Origin of the sequence: Methanomethylovorans sp., from assembly GCF_041305605.1 — an archaeon.
GTDB lineage: Archaea > Halobacteriota > Methanosarcinia > Methanosarcinales > Methanosarcinaceae > Methanomethylovorans.
Genome location: NZ_JBFYLB010000144.1, coordinates 1 through 17,887, shown reverse-complemented (window position 1 = coordinate 17,887; position 17,887 = coordinate 1). Strand labels below are relative to the sequence as shown.

The window sequence follows — 17,887 nt, the reverse complement described above, 5'->3', positions numbered from 1 at the left end:
TCTGGAAGAAAGGGATTGTATTTCATGGTGCAAATCCTCTATATCTCCTGCCAGGCTCTCGTAAGTACTATCTGAAGAAGAGGTGATCCCTTTTCGGAGTTCGCCCTCAATAAGTTTCCGTATAAATAAGCTCTTATTCTCTACCTGATTCAGCTTATCAAAAAGAGCATCTGACATGCTGATTGTTAGTCGTTTCATCACATCGTCTCTAATATATATTTAATATATCTATAATATTATACTTATTTATGTGCTACTAGTAGATATATATTTTGACTTCAATGACCAAAAGAAGAAACGGGTCACAAAGCATTTTATATTATATTAAATATATAAACTGCTGGATGAGCTACACCTCCAGACATAAGATCCTCATTGTTGACGACGCAGAAACAAATGTTGCAGTTATAAAAGATTACCTGGCTAAGGATTACGATGTTATCAGTGCTAACAATGGAAATGATGCACTTGAACTTGTAAAAACCGAAAAACCCGATTTGATACTACTCGATGTAATAATGCCTGTAATTGACGGTTTCAAAGTCTGCAAGATCATCAAACATGACTATAAAATGGATTTCATACCTGTTGTAATGCTAACAGCCTTGACATCCAAAGAAGACCATCACAAGGGAATAGAGGTCGGTGCTGACGATTTTCTTAAAAAGCCCGTAGAAAAGTTCGAACTTGAAAAGAAGATCACATCTCTTTTGAGGATAAAGGATCAGCATGATATTCTGCTAAAGGACCGTAACAAAGCATACGACTATCTTGATTATGTTGGGGTGTTGATCGCAGTACTCGATACGGACTGCAGGCTTGTCCATATAAATAAAAAAGGTGCTGAATTACTTGGTTACAAAAGAAATAATATCATTAATAGGCCGTGGATAGAGCTGTTTGTAGCCCATGATAACATAGATCACGTAACAGAAAATTATGATAATCTCAAAAAAGGATTGATCAAACAATACGAATACCATGAGTATACGATCATAACAAGTACTGGAAAACAAAGACTGTACAAATGGTATGATTCCATACTAACTGACGAGAACAACAAAATTTATGGTATTGTGATATCCGGAGAAGACATCACCGATAAAAAGATAGCTGAAATAAAATTGCAGGAATATGCCGATCAACTAAAACGTTCCAATGACCTGAAAGATCTATTTACAGATATTTTGCGTCATGATCTTCTCAACCCTGCGGGTCTTGTTATGTCATTCACTGAATTTCTTGGCGAAACGAAACTCGATGAAAAACAACAACATATGCTAAAAAATATTAAAACATCCAATCTGAAACTTATCGAGCTAATTGAGAGTGCTGCCCACCTTGCAAAATTTGAATCGATGGAAAGAATAGAACTCAATAGAGTCAATCTGGCATCAATATTGAATGACTGTACTAATAATTACTTACTGGATATGAAAAATAAAAGGATGAGTGTAGAGTTTCTATTTAAAGGAAATTACCCTTCTCTGGCCAATCCTGTCATTGAGAGAGTCTTCAGCAATCTGTTGTCAAATGCTATTAAGTACAGTAACAATGACAGTGTGATAAAGATCAGTATTGAAGACCTTGGAGAAAAGTGGAAGGTAGGAATAGTAGATCAAGGAGATGGCATACCGGACAAAGATAAGAATACGGTCTTTGAGCGTTTCAAGCGCCTCCACAAGGACAACATTCGTGGAAGCGGGATCGGCCTGGCAATTGTGAAAAGAATTGTAGAGCTTCACAATGAAAAAGTATGGGTGGCGGACAATCCTGAAGGCAAAGGTAGCATATTCTGGCTTACCCTGAAAAAAGCATAATAGTAGAATCCTGTGGCTCTGAGCCGCTTCCTACTGGAAAAGTAGTCGGACCTCTCACATCCTGGACTTACATCGGGGACATACTCTGCCTTTTGTAGTGGATATGAAAGCATGTTTTGCAGCTATGTTACCACATCTGGGACAAAGCTCCGCTGTTTTGAATATCTTTTCCACAGCCTGCAGGTCAGCCTCATAGATATGGGTATCCCATCCTGTAGCCATCAATGACTCTATCCGGTAAGGTAAATTATTTTCCCTGAAGACTTTCTTAAAACCTTCCACGATCGCCGGCAGGTTCGCAGGGAATCCACCGAAAGCATCCCATGAACGATACAGGATATATAGCCTGACATCAGTTTCATTAAGCAACTCCAGCTTATAGGCTATCCAGCAGGGCTGGTCCTCAAACTTTGGGATGTGAACTTCATTCTCCCATAGTACTCCAACGTGCCTTCTTGAGCCAAGTCTCAGATTCTTGGCATTCTCCGAAAGTGTATTATAAGCCGTTTCACCATAACGGAAAAGCTGTTTTGCATAGCAGTAATCAAACTTCCTGCGATCATCATCTGGAAGAGATACGTACCAATCAGCATATTCCTCAGTAAGCTCCTCTTTATATTTCTTAATAAGATTCTCCCCAAAGGGTACAAAGGAGTTTACCTGATCCTTATCAACATCATTGATGACTACAGTAGCATGCAGTCTGCGAGTACCCGTACTGTAATCCGGTTTGTGGTCTTCTCCATTCTTGTAAATTTCGTAGATCAGCCGTGACCATGCAGAAGAAATGGTATCGGCTTCTATTAGTACTGCTTTCATTGTTTCACCCTCTGCTTTTGTTCATATTGGCAAGAGCACCCGCAACCATGATGGCTTTAGTGTAATGCCCACCTACCCTCGAAGTATCAACAAAAACATACTTATCCATCAGAACCGGTGCCCCCATACCATCACCACACCCAAGGAAGACAAGTGTACGAAAGATCAGGTTACCTGAGATACCATCCGGAGCAAGTATGAAGTTCGCTTCTTTGATGGCATCTTCGATAAGGATAGTATAATGCCTGGCTTTTATGCCCATTTCTTGCAGACGATTGACTATGAATTCACCCTCTGCCAGCGTATGGTCCACTCTGCTGTTACGACCCAGATCACCCATCCGGCCTCCGGAAAGAATTCCCAGTACAGGTTCTATGCCGAACCGGCGTATGTGCTCTGACCCAAGCCTTGCAAATTCCATCTTATCGGCAAGTTCCTCACCTTCATCTATACCTACCGGAGCAATAAAAAAAGGAGTACCATCAGCCGTAGTAAGCAAAGCTACACGATGGAGCTTTTCCATCCTGAGCGTCCTTTTAAGGTAAGCCAGTGTATCGGAAGCTCGAGCTGTACCCCTGACAGCAGCGTCCACATAGCCAGAGACCAAAAGGTCTATTATCACTGTTTCTGGTTCATCGGTCCCCACTATTTCAAGATGTGTACCTAAAGAAGCGATCTGCTGTTGATCACCGACCAGTATGACCTCCGCAAATCCCTTATCATGAGCCTCCTCAGCACTTGTAATGATCTTTTTAGTGGGATCCCTTATGCCAATAGCTACTCTAGCCCTGTTCTGAATAGCCTTTTTGCGAATAACTTCCAGAAGATCAGGTGTGGTCAGGAGCGACATGTCATGTACCTACAATTATTAATATCAAGCAGAACCAACAAAGGGGTGAAAACATTAATTAGTTTCCCTCTATTGGATATGATGCAATGATAACACCGAAAGAATGGGCTGAAAAGTACAGGCCAAAAAGCCTTGCAGATGTAGTGGGAAATCCGGCTGCAACCGGACAATTAAGATCATGGGCCCAGCAGTGGCTAGATGGCACACCCGAACTAAGGGCAGTGCTGCTCCACGGCCCCGCAGGTGTTGGTAAGACTTCAACAGCCCATGCTCTGGCAATAGATATGAATTGGGAAATGATAGAACTCAATGCCAGTGACCAGCGCACAGCTGATGTGATCGAACGGGTCGCAGGTTCAGCTTCCAGAATGAGCACATTAGGTGACACGTCTTCCAAAAGGCTCATCGTACTTGATGAGGCCGATAACATGCATGGAACAAGCGACCGTGGTGGTGCGAAGGCAATAGGAGATATAATCAGATCTACCGGTCAGCCCATAGTGCTGATAGCTAACGATGCCTATGGCATTCCTTCATCGGTCAGATCGAATGTCCTGGAGATCAAATTCAATGCATTGCAGACACGTTCCATGATACCGGCCCTTAAGCAGATAGCTCAGAAAGAGGGACTGATGTGTGGTGTCGGCATCATCGAGAAGATAGCAGAAAATGCAGATGGAGATATGCGCAGTGCCATCAATGACCTGCAGGCAGTTGCCATGGGCAGGAATGAGATAAATGTAGAAGACATCGCAACTGCAGAAAGGGATAACAAAGAATCCGTATTCAGGGTAATGGAAAGAATATTTAAGGGAACTGATGCAAAAGCAGCCCTAGAGGCTACATATGGCCTTGACGAAAGTCCAGAGGATCTTGTCCACTGGATAGATGAGAATATCCCGATCCAATATGGTGGCAAGGAAGAAGGACTGATCACAGACTCTATCCAGAACGGATATGAGTATATCTCACGTGCAGACCTGTTTCTTGGAAGGGTACAAAAAAGGCAGAATTACCTTATGTGGCGTTATGCAAGTGTGCTCATGACCTGTGGAACGGTTATATCAAAATCTCAACCTAAACGCGGTTTTGTGAAGTTCAGCCCACCTTCGTTGTGGCGTCGTATGGGACAGCTGAAGGCAAGAAGGAACATGCGCAATAACATCGCAGCAAAGATAGCAGACCATTGTCATGAATCAATGCGTTACTCAGGTACCGAGATCGCATCCATTTATAGTATCTTGCTTGAAGACCAGGATTATGCTCCCACAGTGATAGCTGAACTGGGACTGGATCTTGACGAACTGATCTTCATGACAGGTGCATCGAAAGTGACCAAAAAGCTTCAGAAAATGTATGATGCTGCTCAGGAACTAAGAAAAGATAAAAGAGAAACAGAAGTTACTTTTTTCAGAGTTCCGGAAAGACAAACTTTCACTGGAGACAAGAAGCAAACAAGCCTTGCTGACATGATCAGCAATAAAGAGAAAACGTTTGAAGAAAAGAACGGTAATGCAGAGCTTGGCCAGAAAAACGAAACTGCAAATAGAGCAATAAAGAAACCTCAAAAGACATTATTTGATTTCTAATTTGATTTTAAGAACTTTGGACCTCCCCATAATGTGGAAAAACTTTCTTTGAAATCAGAAAGTGGAGTATGAGCGGGTTGGGGAGTGGGGTTATTGTCAGAAAGAGGAGAAGCCCGCTCTATATCCAGATAAGTATTAATGATATATATACTTTATTATCATGCTCATCATAATGATGAACAATACTATGAGAAATGAATGCAATACCGACCCGATACAAAAAGGAAATTAACACTGACCGGCAAAATTAGAATGTGGAGTGGAGAATGAGCGGGTTGGGGAGTGGGGGGTACTATAAAAGGATTTACCCGCTCATTTATGTACAATTGTCACTAATTATATATAAAAGTTACTATACAATTTAATTGATTACGAAAATCCTCTTTTGCATAATAGAAAGAGAAACAGATGATATGGAGAAAGCATAAAATAATAAATAGATTGTATCCTTCTAAAGTGTGGTGAAAGAATGGTAATCGGAGTCACGATGGTAAATGTGCTGCCCGGAAAAGAAAGGGCAGCTTACACTGAATTGCAGCATATTGAAGGGATAAAGGATATATACCATGTTTTTGGAGAGTATGACTTTGTCGTAATTGTGGATGTCGGAGACCTCAGCAGATTGAACAATATAGTTGACAACATTAGAGAGAACGAGTTCGTAACAGCTACGCAAACGATAGTTGGCGCAGAGCTCAAGTGAATACGGGGCAGAGCATATTTATATAATGTATTTTTTATATAGGATGTACTGCTAGCTGACTTGCTTTACCAAGGATGATAATAGATGGAAATCCCTATTGCAGAAGAACTTGCAAAAAACCAGAAGTCAATAAGTGTAGCTGAATTCTTCGAAAAGAACAGGCAGATCCTTGGATTTGACTCAGCTCCACGTAGCCTTATCACAACTATAAAAGAAGCTGTAGATAACTCCCTGGATGCCTGCGAGGAAGCTGAGATCCTGCCGGACATCCTCGTACAGGTAGAAAGGTCGGACAAAGACAGCGTAGTGATCATTGTTGAGGACAACGGACCAGGCATAGTAAAGGAGCAAATACCCAAGGTCTTTGCAAAGCTGCTGTATGGATCACGATTCCATGCTCTGAAACAAAGCAGAGGACAACAGGGTATAGGCATATCCGCATCTGTGCTGTACTCTCAATTAACTTCAGGCCATCCTGCCAGAATCATCTCAAAGATAGGACCGGGAAAACCTGCGCACTACTACGAACTAATGATCAACACCAGTACCAATGAGCCTGAAATATTGAAGGAAGAAGTACTTGACTGGGATCGCCACCACGGTACCCGTATCGAGCTGGAGATGGAAGCCTCTTATGTGAAAGGCAGACGACAGTCCGTGAACGAATACCTCAGAGCAACGGCCATAGTAAATCCCCATGCACGCATAAAACTTATAGAGCCGGACAAAAATGAGATCCTGTTCGAAAGGGCAACCGATAAGATACCTGTAGCTGCAAAGGAAATACTTCCTCACCCTCATGGGATAGAACTTGGAACACTCATGAAGATGCTCCGTTATACTGAAAGACAAAAACTGACACCTTTCCTGCGCTACTCCTTTTCAAAGATAGGACACTTTACAGCAGAAGAGATCTGCAAGGCTTCTGGCCTTGACGGGGAAATAGACCCGCATGAAATAAACAGGGACCAGGCAAGGAAACTACTGGATGCCTTCGGCAAAGTGAAGATCATGGCCCCTCCTACTGACTGTCTTTCTCCAATAGGAGAGAGCCTGATCTACAAAGGCCTGGAAAAAGAGTTCAATGTGGATTTTATTGCAACCACCAGCCGGACACCATCTGTTTATTCGGGAAACCCATTTTTGGTAGAAGTGGGCCTTGCATACGGAGGTGATCTGCAAAAAGAAGACCGTGTGGATATCCTGCGCTTTGCTAACCGTGTGCCCCTATTATATCAGCAGGGTGGATGTGTGACCACACATGCCATAGAATCCATTAAATGGAAACAATACGGACTCAATCAACCCGGAGGAGGATTACCCACGGGACCTGTTGCCATACTGGTCCATGTTGCATCTACGAATGTACCGTTCACTTCCGAATCAAAGGATGCCATCGCGGAGATCCCTGAAATAAAAGCAGAGATCGAACTGGCAGTAAAAGAAGTCGGTCGTAAGCTGAACATGTATATGAATCGGCAGGAAACCTTAAAAAAGCGCAGAGAGAAGGAAATAATAATTACCAAGGTGCTGCCTAAGATGGCAAAGAAACTTGCGGAAACACTGGACAAAGATGTACCTGACATCAATCCTGTTGTTGCAAGGATCATGGGTAACTTACTTGTGAGCAGAAAGATAAGCCGCAACGCTGATGACAGTGCAAGAGTCTCTATACTGCTAAGGAACTTCTCGGGTAAAACAGTGGATTGTATTGTGCATGAAATGGTTCCCTTCAAGATAAGAGAAACTATCCCGGAACCTAAGACCATATCCATGGGCAACGATTTTGATTATGTCTGGAAGATGTCCCTTTCCACGGGTTCTTCCAAAGCGATAAGCTATGTTGTGGACACACTCTCCGATACAGAGGCCACAAAGTTTCCTGAAGTGATTGTGGAAGGGCTTGATGAAGAACTTGTGACCGGGGCAAAAGCCATCAGAGGATTGGTTTGAATGGCAAAGGAAATATCACAGCAGAAAAAAGAACATGATGAACTTGCGAGCAACCGCCTTTACGGGCTTACCGATGCAATATATAATCAGTTCATGGATGGGGAAGTGCCATCTGTCAACCTGCCAACCAGAACCAAGAATAACATAGAGTACAACGATGATTCAGAGGTCTGGGTGTATGGTGACAGGGAAAGCGAACGCAGTGCAAAGACCGTAAAGGGCGCTTTTCAGTTGCTCAAGGCAGTGCATACCGTAGATTTCCTGGTAAAGAACCACATTGCTCAGAACCGTGGTTCCACATTAAGAGAATTGTATTATATCTCCGAGAACTGGGACATTGCAAAGTTCAGGGAACAGCCTGAGAGTGACAGGCTCATAGAAGACCTGGAGATCATTACCGGATTGCAGAGGGAATATTTCCACATGCGTCCTGAAGAAGATGGAGCCACCATGTTTGGCCCTATAAGGATCAGGGAGGAGACAAAAAGAGGCGACAGAACGATCCATTGTCAGGAAGATATAGGAGAGAGCGGCTATCAGATCCCTTTCAATGTAGAGAACATAGAGTTCCTTGATCATGATGCTGATTTTATTATAGCCATTGAGACTGGTGGTATGTATGCCAGACTCATAGAGAACGGCTTTGATGAAAAATACAACGCAGTACTTGTACATCTCAAAGGTCAGCCTGCAAGATCCACACGACGCATGATCAAGCGCATGAGCGAGGAACTATCTCTGCCCGTAGTTGTATTCACTGACGGCGATCCCTGGTCATACCGTATTTTCGCTTCCGTAGCATATGGAGCGATCAAGAGCGCGCACCTTTCCGAACACATGGCAACACCAGGAGCTATGTTCGTGGGAGTTCAACCATCTGACATTGTAGAATATGAACTGTCCACCGATAAATTGACAGACAAAGATGTCAATGCACTGAGAAGTGAACTCAGTGATCCGCGCTTTAATACAGATTACTGGAAAGAGCAGATCAACCTGCAGCTTGATATCAATAAGAAAGCTGAACAGCAGGCTTTTGCTGGCAAGGGCCTGGACTTCGTGACTGACAGATATCTGCCGGAGAGACTTACAGAGCTTAAGGTCATTTGAAAGCGTTAGAGTAGACTTTTGTACACATATATAACATTTAAATAATAAAAATAGGATATATTGTGATACAAAGGACTAGCTATAATGAACGATACGATCTCCCTTTATCTGAACAATGCATTGAGCACTTCGGCAGGATCATTTGAATCACGCCTTGCGATGGCCCTATTGATATTATTCTCATCTATTGTCATTGCTGCAATAGTTGACCTCATTTTTAAGAGAGTGTTCATGTACTATGCCTCGAAGACAAGATTCGAATTTGATGACCTCATTGTAGCCGCATTAAGAAAACCACTATATTTGACAGTAATTTTCATAGGAATGTTCTTCTCGTTACATTATACGAATCTTACAACAAAGTATATTTACATACTCGATAGAACAGGCCTCACAGCACTGTTTGTAGTATGGATTGTTGCTTTATTGGGAATCAACAAGATCGTTTTTGAGAAGGTATTCCCACACCTGACACGCAAAACTGAAACTCAGATAGATGATGAGTTATTGCCCCTCCTAAAAGGAATTGCCAATGTCTCAATTGTATTCATTGGAATTTTAGCGATACTCAATTTGATATGGAATATCAACGTTACACCTTTGTTCGCATCGGCAGGAATAGCCGGACTTGCCGTGGCATTTGCAGCGCAGGATTCCATTGCACAGCTTTTTGGTGGAATTTCCATATACTTTGATCAGCCTTTCAAAAGAGGAGACAGGATAGAACTCGAGAGTGGAGAGGTGGGGATCGTACATGAAGTGGGTATAAGGACTACAAGGATAATGAACCTGTACAATAACATGATAATCATACCCAACAGCATAATCGCCAACAGTAAAGTGATTAATTATACTTCACCGGAAGGCAACATGGTAGTAAAAATGACCATGGGGGTTGCCTATGGTTCTGACGTTGAAAAGGTAAGAAGAGTTCTCTATGACATAATAAGGAAGATCGACATCATACTGAAAGATCCTGAGCCTTCTGTCAGATTGAGCGAGTATGGTGATTCGAGCATCAACTTCGCACTTTACATGTGGATAAAAAACCCCTCTGACAAGATAAAACTAATAGATATGGTCAATAGTCGGATCGCAGAAGAGTTTGAGAAAGAAGGTATAGAAATACCGTTCCCAACACGCACTCTTTTTATAAGGAACCAAGAGGAAACTACTCCCAACTAAATTTAAGAAGCTTTCTTCCTTTTGAGATCCTAAAAAGTATGACTTTCCGGATTGACGCAACGAACGTTCATCCGGGCCTCACACTTTCAGTGATCCACTCAGCATACCTCTCCTCTCCATTCACCTGCCACCACATAATGGCAGGAAGCTCATAAGTATGCATGGTGATAATGGTGCTTTTTACATCTTCCAGCCTATCGGCAGTGGTCTTGACGGAGAGTTCGATCTCTACTTCTTCTTCAACATTACCTTTCCATTTATAGATGGAAGTGATCGGGTACATGTTGACGCATGCGGCAAGTCCTTTCCTTACGAGGACATTAGCAATGTTTTTGGCTTCATCCATATTTGCTGTTGTGGTATGTACAACAATTATCATCTCACATCACATCTTCAGGTAATACATGAATAATCTGAATCATCTAAGAGAAAGCATTAATTCAGAAATCCCCTCACCTTCTTTTGCATTTAGTTCAAGCACATCAGCATTAGAATTGAGACCTTTGAACATCTGCTTTAATTGCGAGATGCGTACCTGATCCGCCAGATCTTTTTTGTTCAGGCAGATAACAGCAGCATCTTCAACCTGGATCCTTGCAAACCTTAACAACATTTCAGTTTCCAATGGGAACTCAGCAGCATCAACTATGGTAACCATGGGAGCTATTTGCATGTCTTTAAGTTCCATCCTTTCCAAATCGACCTTTATCCTGACGGGCAGGACGGTTTCCTCAGCTTCTATGAAAACCACATCCGGCCTGAACTCTTCGTGTAAAGCTTGCATGTTGTTGATGATGTCAGCATCAAGGGAACACGGGATACATACACTTTCTATGTCCCTCTTATTTATTCCCATCTCGTGCAGAGTATTTTCATCATAGTCAACATCACCGGTTTCCTGCACTATTGCACCTATTCTCTGCCCGGCATCACTGAAGATCTTAGATAACCTCAGGATAGTTGTCGTCTTGCCGCTGCCAGCAAGCCCTCCTACAATTATCACTTTCACAATTCAACCCCCTAGTTAAGGATATGTTTCCTATCTGTTCCCTCGTTATTAAGTTCTTCCTGTATACTTAATGATAGTCTGTTCAAGGGAATTACTTTTAAAGTGATGATAAACATATTGTTCTATAGATGACACTGGATTCTGAAAATCCCCGGACAGATGGGAAAGCACTTTTTCCTTTGTATACTGTTACATTCATCGGGACCCTGGGATTTGGAATCATTCTCACTTTTCTTGTATTCCTGGTTATGGATTACGGAGGAAATGCACTGATCTATGGCCTGTTGGGCTCCACCTATCCTGCATTTCAACTAATCGGAGCTCCTATCCTGGGAAGGTGGTCTGATCTTTACGGAAGAAAGAAGATACTACTTTTAAGCCAGATCGGCACCCTTATTGCATGGGTTATTTTTTTAATTGCCCTATTCCTTCCGGTGATCACTTTAAAAAAAGTGGAATCCGATCTTCTTGGGGTATTTGCTATTACTCTCCCTTTACTTGCACTTTTCTTTGCAAGGGCTCTTGATGGCGTCACGGGAGGAAATGTATCCGTCGCAAACGCATACCTTGCAGACCTGACCGCTGAAGAGGACAGGAACAAGAACTATGGAAGGATGTCGGTGGCATCTAACCTTGGATACGTTTGCGGCCCTGCTCTTGCAGGGGTTCTGGGAGCAACTGTATACGGAGAACTGATCCCTGTCTCTGCAGCCCTCCTGATTTCAGTTATCGGTACTTTGATAATCATCTTCTTCCTTCCGGAATCGCATAACTGCACCATTGAGGAATATCCAGAGACCAAAAGCATCAGTAAGATACTCGGACAGGAACATAAGGAATGTTATCAGGTAGAAGGCGGGAAAAAGATAACATTCAGTGAAGTTTTCAAGCTCGAATATATTCCATTTATGATGGTTCTGTATTTCCTCGTCTTTCTGGGCTTTAATATATATTACACAGCCTTTCCCGTCTTTGCTGTCACTGCTCTGGAATGGAGCCCCGCCGAATTAGGCATTTATTTTTCTGTGCTTAGCGCACTGATGGCATTTGTCCAGGGTCCTGTTCTTGCAAAGCTAACAACCCTATATGCTGAATCAGTTCTGATAGTTGCCGGAGGGTTCATCCTGGGACTTCAGTTCATCCTGATAGTTCCCGGGAATATAGTCCTTTTATACCTGGCAGCTGTCTGTTTCGCATTCGGAAACGGGATAATGTGGCCCTGTGTCCTGTCTATGCTCTCCAAGTTTGCAGGAAAGACCTACCAAGGTTCTGTGCAAGGGTTTGCTATGAGTGCCAGTAGCCTGGCAAGCATAATAGGGCTTCTTGCAGGAGGAGTGTTGTACACCCAGTTGAAAGCAATGACATTCCTGGTTGCAGCTGCTATCATCTATATTGTTGTTTTCCTCTCCCTCAGACTCATAAAAATTGAAAAAACCAGACAGAAACAGAAGTTCAACTGACGAACTTCTTTGTGCAGCATTGGAGATCTGGCATATAGTTACCTTTTTCTCCTTTGCATAATATCCAGCACCTCTGCATCAGAAACATCGTACCAGTTTTCATACACCTGAGCAACAGCCATGAAATTTAGAGGCATTTCCAGGACTACTATCTCGTCCACTATCTGTGAGACCTCGTCAGAGATTCTCTTTCCGGCAACAGGGACTGCAACAACTATCCTGCCTGCCTTCTTTCTTCTGCAAAGCATTATTGCAGCCCTCATAGTAGAGCCCATTGCAAGCCCATCGTCGACCAGTATGACTGCCCTCCCGGCCATTTCAGGCAGTGACTCGCCTTTTCTCAATACCTCGATCCTTCGGTTGATTTCCTTAACCTGTTCCTTCTCTATACGTTCTATCTGTTCCCGGGGAAGCCATACAACTGCATCAGCAGCGATGAAAACACTGCCATCTTCGGCTATGGCACCAAAACCAGCCTCAGGATTGTCAGGAAAAGGTAGTTTCCTTGAGATCAATATTGAAAAATCCGCATTAAGATATTCAGCTACCTGATATCCCACTTCCACTCCACCTCTGGGAATTGCCAGAACCAAGACATTATGGTCCCTGTATTTCTTTAATGCCAGGGCAAGCTTCTTTCCCGCATCTTTTCTGTTTGTGAACATAACTACCCCTTTACAGATAAGTGAAACAATTATTGAAGACCCTAAGGAGCAATGGAACCAGCTGATTAGCCTTCCCTACCCGTTTTAAATTTCCCCAATTGTATTTCGTTCAATGAGCATAAATAGATTGGTAAAGGGTTGCAGTAATAAATGGAGTTAATCGAAAAAAAGAACTGCAGAATCCTATTCAATAGTTTTCTGCATCCAGATAATATCAAAGAAAACACCTTTTTTTCTTGCAACCCCCCTGAATCTGCCGCACTCGGTAAAGCCATGCTTTTGATGGAAACGGATACTGCCTTCGTTAAGTGAGGAAATACTTGCAAGGACGTGGGATATCCCATACTTTTTCCCTTCGGCTATAAGGAAATCCAGCATCTGTGAACCAAGACCTTTGCCTGTGAGTTCAGGCCTTATGAAATATGTGATCTCAGCCGTATGGGAAAAAACCGGCATGGGATTATGAGACCGGAGCATACCAAATCCTGCAAACATTCCTTCATTATCCTTGACCGTGACGGAAGGATGATCTTTACACATACTGAGGAACATGTCAAAGAACTCGTAAGGCACTTTATGCTCAGGATACGCTGCAAAGCTGTGTTCAATGTAATGATTAAAAAGATCGATCACAGCGTTCTGGTCAGATGGGCCTATTGGCTCAAGCAAGTATTGTGACATTTATCCTCCGTTAGTCCTAATAGTGAAGGTACAATGAATTAGAAGAAAGTATAGCTACTAAACTATTTAAGTTTAGCTGCTAAACTAACTTGGTCCAAGACTATGGATTAATTGAGAACAAAGGACCTGCCAGTGATTTACAGTCGATGACAAAAAAGCAAGAGAAAATCCAAACCAAGGGTCAATGAATTAACTTTAAATTATAACCCAGTTATATACTTGTGAAATGTCTTATACATTTGAGATTGTCACCATCATTGTTTTGATCGTATTCAATGGCATCTTTGCTATGTCTGAATTTGCCCTTGTTTCAGCTAAAAGAGCCCGCCTCAAGCAACTGGCAGAAGAAGGGAATACAGGGGCAGTAGCTGCACTTGAACTCTCTCATAAATTAACTCCATTCCTTTCGACGATCCAGGTAGGGATTACACTTATAGGCATTCTTGCCGGTGCATTTGGCGGAGCCACAGTAGCGGAAGGTCTTGAAGTCTATCTAAGAGATTTCCCAGCCCTTGCCCCGTACAGTAATGCGATCAGTATCACTCTTGTGGTAGTTGTGATCACCTACCTTACCTTAATTTTTGGGGAACTTGTCCCCAAACAGCTTGCACTCAATAAACCAGAAGCAATTGCCTCTAGAATCTCAAAACCTATGCTCTTCCTTTCTACAATAGCAAGGCCCTTGGTGTTTATTCTCAGCATTTCGACTGAGGCCGTGCTCCGGATAATGAGAGTTAAGAAGATCAATGAACCATCGGTAACAGAAGAAGAGATCAAGATAATGCTTGAAGAAGGAACGGAAGCAGGAGTATTTGAAGAGGCAGAGTTGAGCATGATAGAGGGTGTACTTGAAATTGGTGATCTTCGAGTTGAGTCAGTAATGACACACCGTAATGATATTATCGCTCTTGACCTGAATGATGCTGTCAAAGAGAATCTGCAGAAAATGATTTTGAGCGGTAGATCCTATTTTCCTGCGTACGAGAGAAATCTGGACAATATTGTAGGTATGGTATCCGTAAAGGACATCCTGGCCAAAATAGTCGAATCCGGTACCGTCGATATAGGAACAAATGTAACTAAACCACTCTTTGTACCTGAAGCCATTTCTGTCCTAAAACTCCTTGAATTGTTCAAGGAAGTTGGAGTACATATCGCTTTGATCACTGATGAATATGGAAGTATCCAGGGAATCATTACCCTTCATGATATCCTGGAAGCTATCGTGGGAGACGTTCGGTCTCTCGGAGAACCGGTGGAAACACCCGTAGTGGTGAGAGAAGATGGCTCATGGCTGATCGATGGAGATACAGCTACTGAGAAGTTAAAGGATGTTCTGTCCGTGGACTCCTTTCCGGAAGAGGAGGAAGGATATTACCGGACCATTGCCGGTTTGATCATGTATGTCTTGCAGAGAATACCAAAAACCGGGGATCATATCGAATTCAAAGAGCTGCGGTACGAAGTAGTTGACATGGACGGAAATAGAATAGACAAGGTACTGGTCGAAAGAATACCTAAATAGGTAAATATCCAATTGGTGATATACATCTTTATCCAGGTTCTGCAAACTTCGCCTGTATGAACTGTCTGGTGATCTTTTTTCTTACTTCAGGGCAATTGTCGAACATACTTTCCATCTTAAGAAGAACTGAAAAAATGTTCTCAACGTCCCTATGAGATAGCTTTGATACTTGTTCAGCCATATCCTGATTCACCGTTGCGTGATAAGCGGAATGCCAAAGAAAGGCATCCCTCCCTTGTTCGGTCAGCCTGATAACTACGGTTTTCTTGTCCCCTTCCAGATTAACACGCTCAATATATCCTTTCTCTTCCAGTTTTTTTGCTGTCTGGGAAACTGCACCTTTAGTGATACCAAGCCTGGATGCAATTTGTGAGATACCTTCTTCGGGATAACGCCCTGCCATATCTATCAAATGGACTTCAGATGCATATAACAGGACGCCATGACCAATATCAACTGGTTCTTTTTCAATAGCAGCAGCTTTATTAAGAATCCTTGACATCGTATCCAGGATATCAGAAGCATTTATTGAAGAATTAGTTTTAGAAGAATTGTTTACCATGTATACAATATAGCTTGTTTGATATCTAAAGATTATCACTGAAAAATAATGTTATCACTATTGGCTAAACCAGTATATGGATAAGATATTAATAGAATAGCATGTGTAGTTTAATTCCATTTTACATATGAGACTTAAAACCCTTATCGATTTCTATAAGAGACCACAAGATCGCATATCTGGCTTAGATAGGAGATGCATTTGTGTTGAACAAAAGTGAAACCAGAGGAATAATAAATTCCATGGGGCTTGTTTTCGGGGATATTGGAACGAGTCCTATATACACGCTTGCAGTAATATTTCTTCTTACACCTGTTACATATGATCATGTAATAGGGGTCCTCTCTTTGATCACCTGGACACTGATCATACTTGTCACCATAGAATACTCCTGGCTTGCAATGAGCCTCGGAAAAAAAGGAGAAGGAGGAACTGTTGTATTAAAAGAACTGCTTGTTCCTCTGTTAAAATCGGGAAGAAAAGTAACTTTAATAACAATACTATCTTATGTTGGTATCTCTTTTCTGTTAGGAGATGGTGTGATCACTCCTGCCATCAGTATATTAAGTGCTGTGGAAGGACTGCGAATAATACCTGGCTTGGAGGCAATAGGTCAGGGAACTCTTATCACGATTGCAGCAATTATCGCAATCGGTCTTTTCTCAATACAGAAAAAAGGTACTGAAAAAATTGCGTGGATGTTTGGACCTTTAATGGTCTTATGGTTCATATCACTTGTTCTTTCAGGAATTACCTCAATTATCTATACACCTTCTGTACTTAAGGCGATAAATCCCTACTATGCCATCGACTTTCTATTACATAACGGACTGGCAGGGTTTTTTGTATTGTCCGAAGTGATTTTATGTGCCACTGGTGGTGAAGCTTTATATGCTGATATGGGTCACCTGGGAAGAGAACCGATAATAAAGGCCTGGAGACTTGTATTTATTGCACTGGTGCTGAACTATCTGGGACAGGGAGCCTTCCTTATAAGGAACCCCGGTTCAAGTAACATACTCTATGAAATGATATTCCAGCAGGCACATTTAATCTACGTGCCATTCCTCATTCTGAGTATCATTGCTACGGTTATTGCTTCACAGGCCATGATCAGCGGTATGTTCTCTATTGTGTATCAGGGTATAACTACCAGAATAGCTCCGATGTTAAAGATCGATTACACATCAGACGAATTAAAATCACAGATATACATAAGCGTGGTTAACTGGCTGCTTCTCCTTTCCGTGCTATTTGTGATGTACGAATTTAAAGAATCACATAAACTTGCTGCAGCTTACGGCTTAACTGTTACCGGAAGCATGGCGATCACCGGCATAATGATGACCATGATATTTGGTCTGAGAAAGGACTGGACAAAAGCAACAGTTTCGACATTCGTGACTGCTGTAGGCCTGGTATTCCTTGTATCGAACATGTATAAGATCCCTCATGGAGGTATCTGGTCCATTACCATAGCATCTCTTACATTCAGCATGATAATGATATATACTTCGGGTCAAAAGCGACTTTACCAGTCACTAAAGCCAATGCGTCTGAATGATTTCCTGCAAATGTATAAACAAAGGTATCAACATGCGAATAAGATCAGCGGCACAGCTCTTTTCTTTGCAAGGAACATCAGTGTTATCCCGCAATATATTCCACATACGATGTTTGAGAATGAAATAATCTATGAAGATAACATCATAATTTCGATCACTTCTCTCGAAGAACCGTTTGGCATAAGAAGTTCCTTTGGAGAAGCACTGGCTCCCGGATTAAGAGTATTTGAGATCGATATGGGATATATGGAAGTCATAGATGTGGCACAAATCTTAAAAGATGCCGGTATAAAAGAGAAGACCATATTCTATGGAGTAGAAGATATTGTTACCAATAACCCTGTCTGGAAGGTATTCTCCATGATCAAAAAAATAACTCCTTCTTTTGTCC

17 protein-coding genes are annotated in these 17,887 nt (G+C 42.2%); 9 read left to right on the top strand and 8 right to left on the bottom strand.

Going from position 1 to position 17,887, the window contains the following annotated elements:
• Positions 1-198: hypothetical protein (locus ACCM36_RS09030; RefSeq protein WP_370573426.1), on the bottom strand; the 198-nt coding region annotated here is incomplete at its 3' end.
• A 146-nt stretch (positions 199-344) separates the two neighbouring features.
• On the opposite strand from ACCM36_RS09030, the gene ACCM36_RS09025 reads away from it, so the two are divergent.
• Positions 345-1,820 (top strand): response regulator, encoded by a 1,476-nt coding sequence (locus ACCM36_RS09025; RefSeq protein ID WP_370573425.1) that lies wholly within the window; start codon positions 345-347, stop codon positions 1,818-1,820.
• A 54-nt stretch (positions 1,821-1,874) separates the two neighbouring features.
• Here the strand turns inward: ACCM36_RS09025 and ACCM36_RS09020 are convergent, their stop codons facing one another.
• Together ACCM36_RS09020 and mtxX are read right to left on the bottom strand one after the other, a co-directional pair.
• Complete coding sequence (locus ACCM36_RS09020) at positions 1,875-2,639, bottom strand: thymidylate synthase (RefSeq protein WP_370573424.1); 765 nt, start codon at positions 2,637-2,639, stop codon at positions 1,875-1,877.
• A 4-nt stretch (positions 2,640-2,643) separates the two neighbouring features.
• On the bottom strand, positions 2,644-3,489 hold the full coding sequence (gene mtxX, locus ACCM36_RS09015) for a methanogenesis marker protein Mmp4/MtxX (RefSeq protein ID WP_370573423.1): 846 nt from the start codon (positions 3,487-3,489) through the stop codon (positions 2,644-2,646).
• A gap of 86 nt (positions 3,490-3,575) precedes the next feature.
• Here mtxX and ACCM36_RS09010 point away from each other — a divergent pair, with 86 nt between their 5' ends.
• The 5 genes from ACCM36_RS09010 (at position 3,576) to ACCM36_RS08990 (ending at position 10,029) form a co-directional block, all read left to right on the top strand.
• Positions 3,576-5,078, top strand: coding sequence for a replication factor C large subunit (locus tag ACCM36_RS09010; protein WP_370573422.1), 1,503 nt, complete (start codon positions 3,576-3,578; stop codon positions 5,076-5,078).
• 469 nt (positions 5,079-5,547) lie between these two features.
• Positions 5,548-5,781, top strand: a complete 234-nt coding sequence (locus tag ACCM36_RS09005; protein ID WP_370573421.1) for an Lrp/AsnC ligand binding domain-containing protein — start codon at positions 5,548-5,550, stop codon at positions 5,779-5,781.
• A gap of 84 nt (positions 5,782-5,865) precedes the next feature.
• Complete coding sequence (locus ACCM36_RS09000; RefSeq protein WP_370573420.1) at positions 5,866-7,734, top strand: DNA topoisomerase VI subunit B; 1,869 nt, start codon at positions 5,866-5,868, stop codon at positions 7,732-7,734.
• Positions 7,735-8,844, top strand: coding sequence for a DNA topoisomerase IV subunit A (locus tag ACCM36_RS08995; protein WP_370573419.1), 1,110 nt, complete (start codon positions 7,735-7,737; stop codon positions 8,842-8,844).
• Between the two features lie 84 nt (positions 8,845-8,928).
• A complete protein-coding gene (locus tag ACCM36_RS08990; protein WP_370573418.1) occupies positions 8,929-10,029 on the top strand; it encodes a mechanosensitive ion channel family protein in 1,101 nt (366 codons plus the stop codon).
• Positions 10,030-10,096: 67 nt separating this feature from the next.
• Here the strand turns inward: ACCM36_RS08990 and cutA are convergent, their stop codons facing one another.
• Both cutA and ACCM36_RS08980 read right to left on the bottom strand, forming a co-directional pair.
• Positions 10,097-10,408 carry a divalent-cation tolerance protein CutA gene (gene cutA, locus ACCM36_RS08985; RefSeq protein WP_370573417.1) on the bottom strand — a complete coding sequence of 104 codons (312 nt, stop codon included), beginning with the start codon at positions 10,406-10,408 and terminating at the stop codon, positions 10,097-10,099.
• Between the two features lie 39 nt (positions 10,409-10,447).
• Positions 10,448-11,038, bottom strand: a complete 591-nt coding sequence (locus ACCM36_RS08980; RefSeq protein WP_370573416.1) for a GTP-binding protein — start codon at positions 11,036-11,038, stop codon at positions 10,448-10,450.
• Between the two features lie 128 nt (positions 11,039-11,166).
• Here ACCM36_RS08980 and ACCM36_RS08975 point away from each other — a divergent pair, with 128 nt between their 5' ends.
• Positions 11,167-12,498 (top strand): MFS transporter, encoded by a 1,332-nt coding sequence (locus ACCM36_RS08975; protein WP_370573415.1) that lies wholly within the window; start codon positions 11,167-11,169, stop codon positions 12,496-12,498.
• Positions 12,499-12,536: 38 nt separating this feature from the next.
• Here the strand turns inward: ACCM36_RS08975 and ACCM36_RS08970 are convergent, their stop codons facing one another.
• Together ACCM36_RS08970 and ACCM36_RS08965 are read right to left on the bottom strand one after the other, a co-directional pair.
• On the bottom strand, positions 12,537-13,163 hold the full coding sequence (locus tag ACCM36_RS08970) for a phosphoribosyltransferase (protein ID WP_370573414.1): 627 nt from the start codon (positions 13,161-13,163) through the stop codon (positions 12,537-12,539).
• Positions 13,164-13,346: 183 nt separating this feature from the next.
• Positions 13,347-13,844 (bottom strand): N-acetyltransferase family protein, encoded by a 498-nt coding sequence (locus ACCM36_RS08965; RefSeq protein ID WP_370573413.1) that lies wholly within the window; start codon positions 13,842-13,844, stop codon positions 13,347-13,349.
• A gap of 226 nt (positions 13,845-14,070) precedes the next feature.
• Between ACCM36_RS08965 and ACCM36_RS08960 the strand changes: the two genes are divergently transcribed.
• Positions 14,071-15,369, top strand: a complete 1,299-nt coding sequence (locus ACCM36_RS08960; protein ID WP_370573412.1) for a hemolysin family protein — start codon at positions 14,071-14,073, stop codon at positions 15,367-15,369.
• 28 nt (positions 15,370-15,397) lie between these two features.
• Here the strand turns inward: ACCM36_RS08960 and ACCM36_RS08955 are convergent, their stop codons facing one another.
• A complete protein-coding gene (locus ACCM36_RS08955; RefSeq protein WP_370573411.1) occupies positions 15,398-15,931 on the bottom strand; it encodes a MarR family winged helix-turn-helix transcriptional regulator in 534 nt (177 codons plus the stop codon).
• A 203-nt stretch (positions 15,932-16,134) separates the two neighbouring features.
• On the opposite strand from ACCM36_RS08955, the gene ACCM36_RS08950 reads away from it, so the two are divergent.
• On the top strand, positions 16,135-17,887 hold a 1,753-nt coding region (locus ACCM36_RS08950; RefSeq protein ID WP_370573410.1), incomplete at its 3' end, for a KUP/HAK/KT family potassium transporter.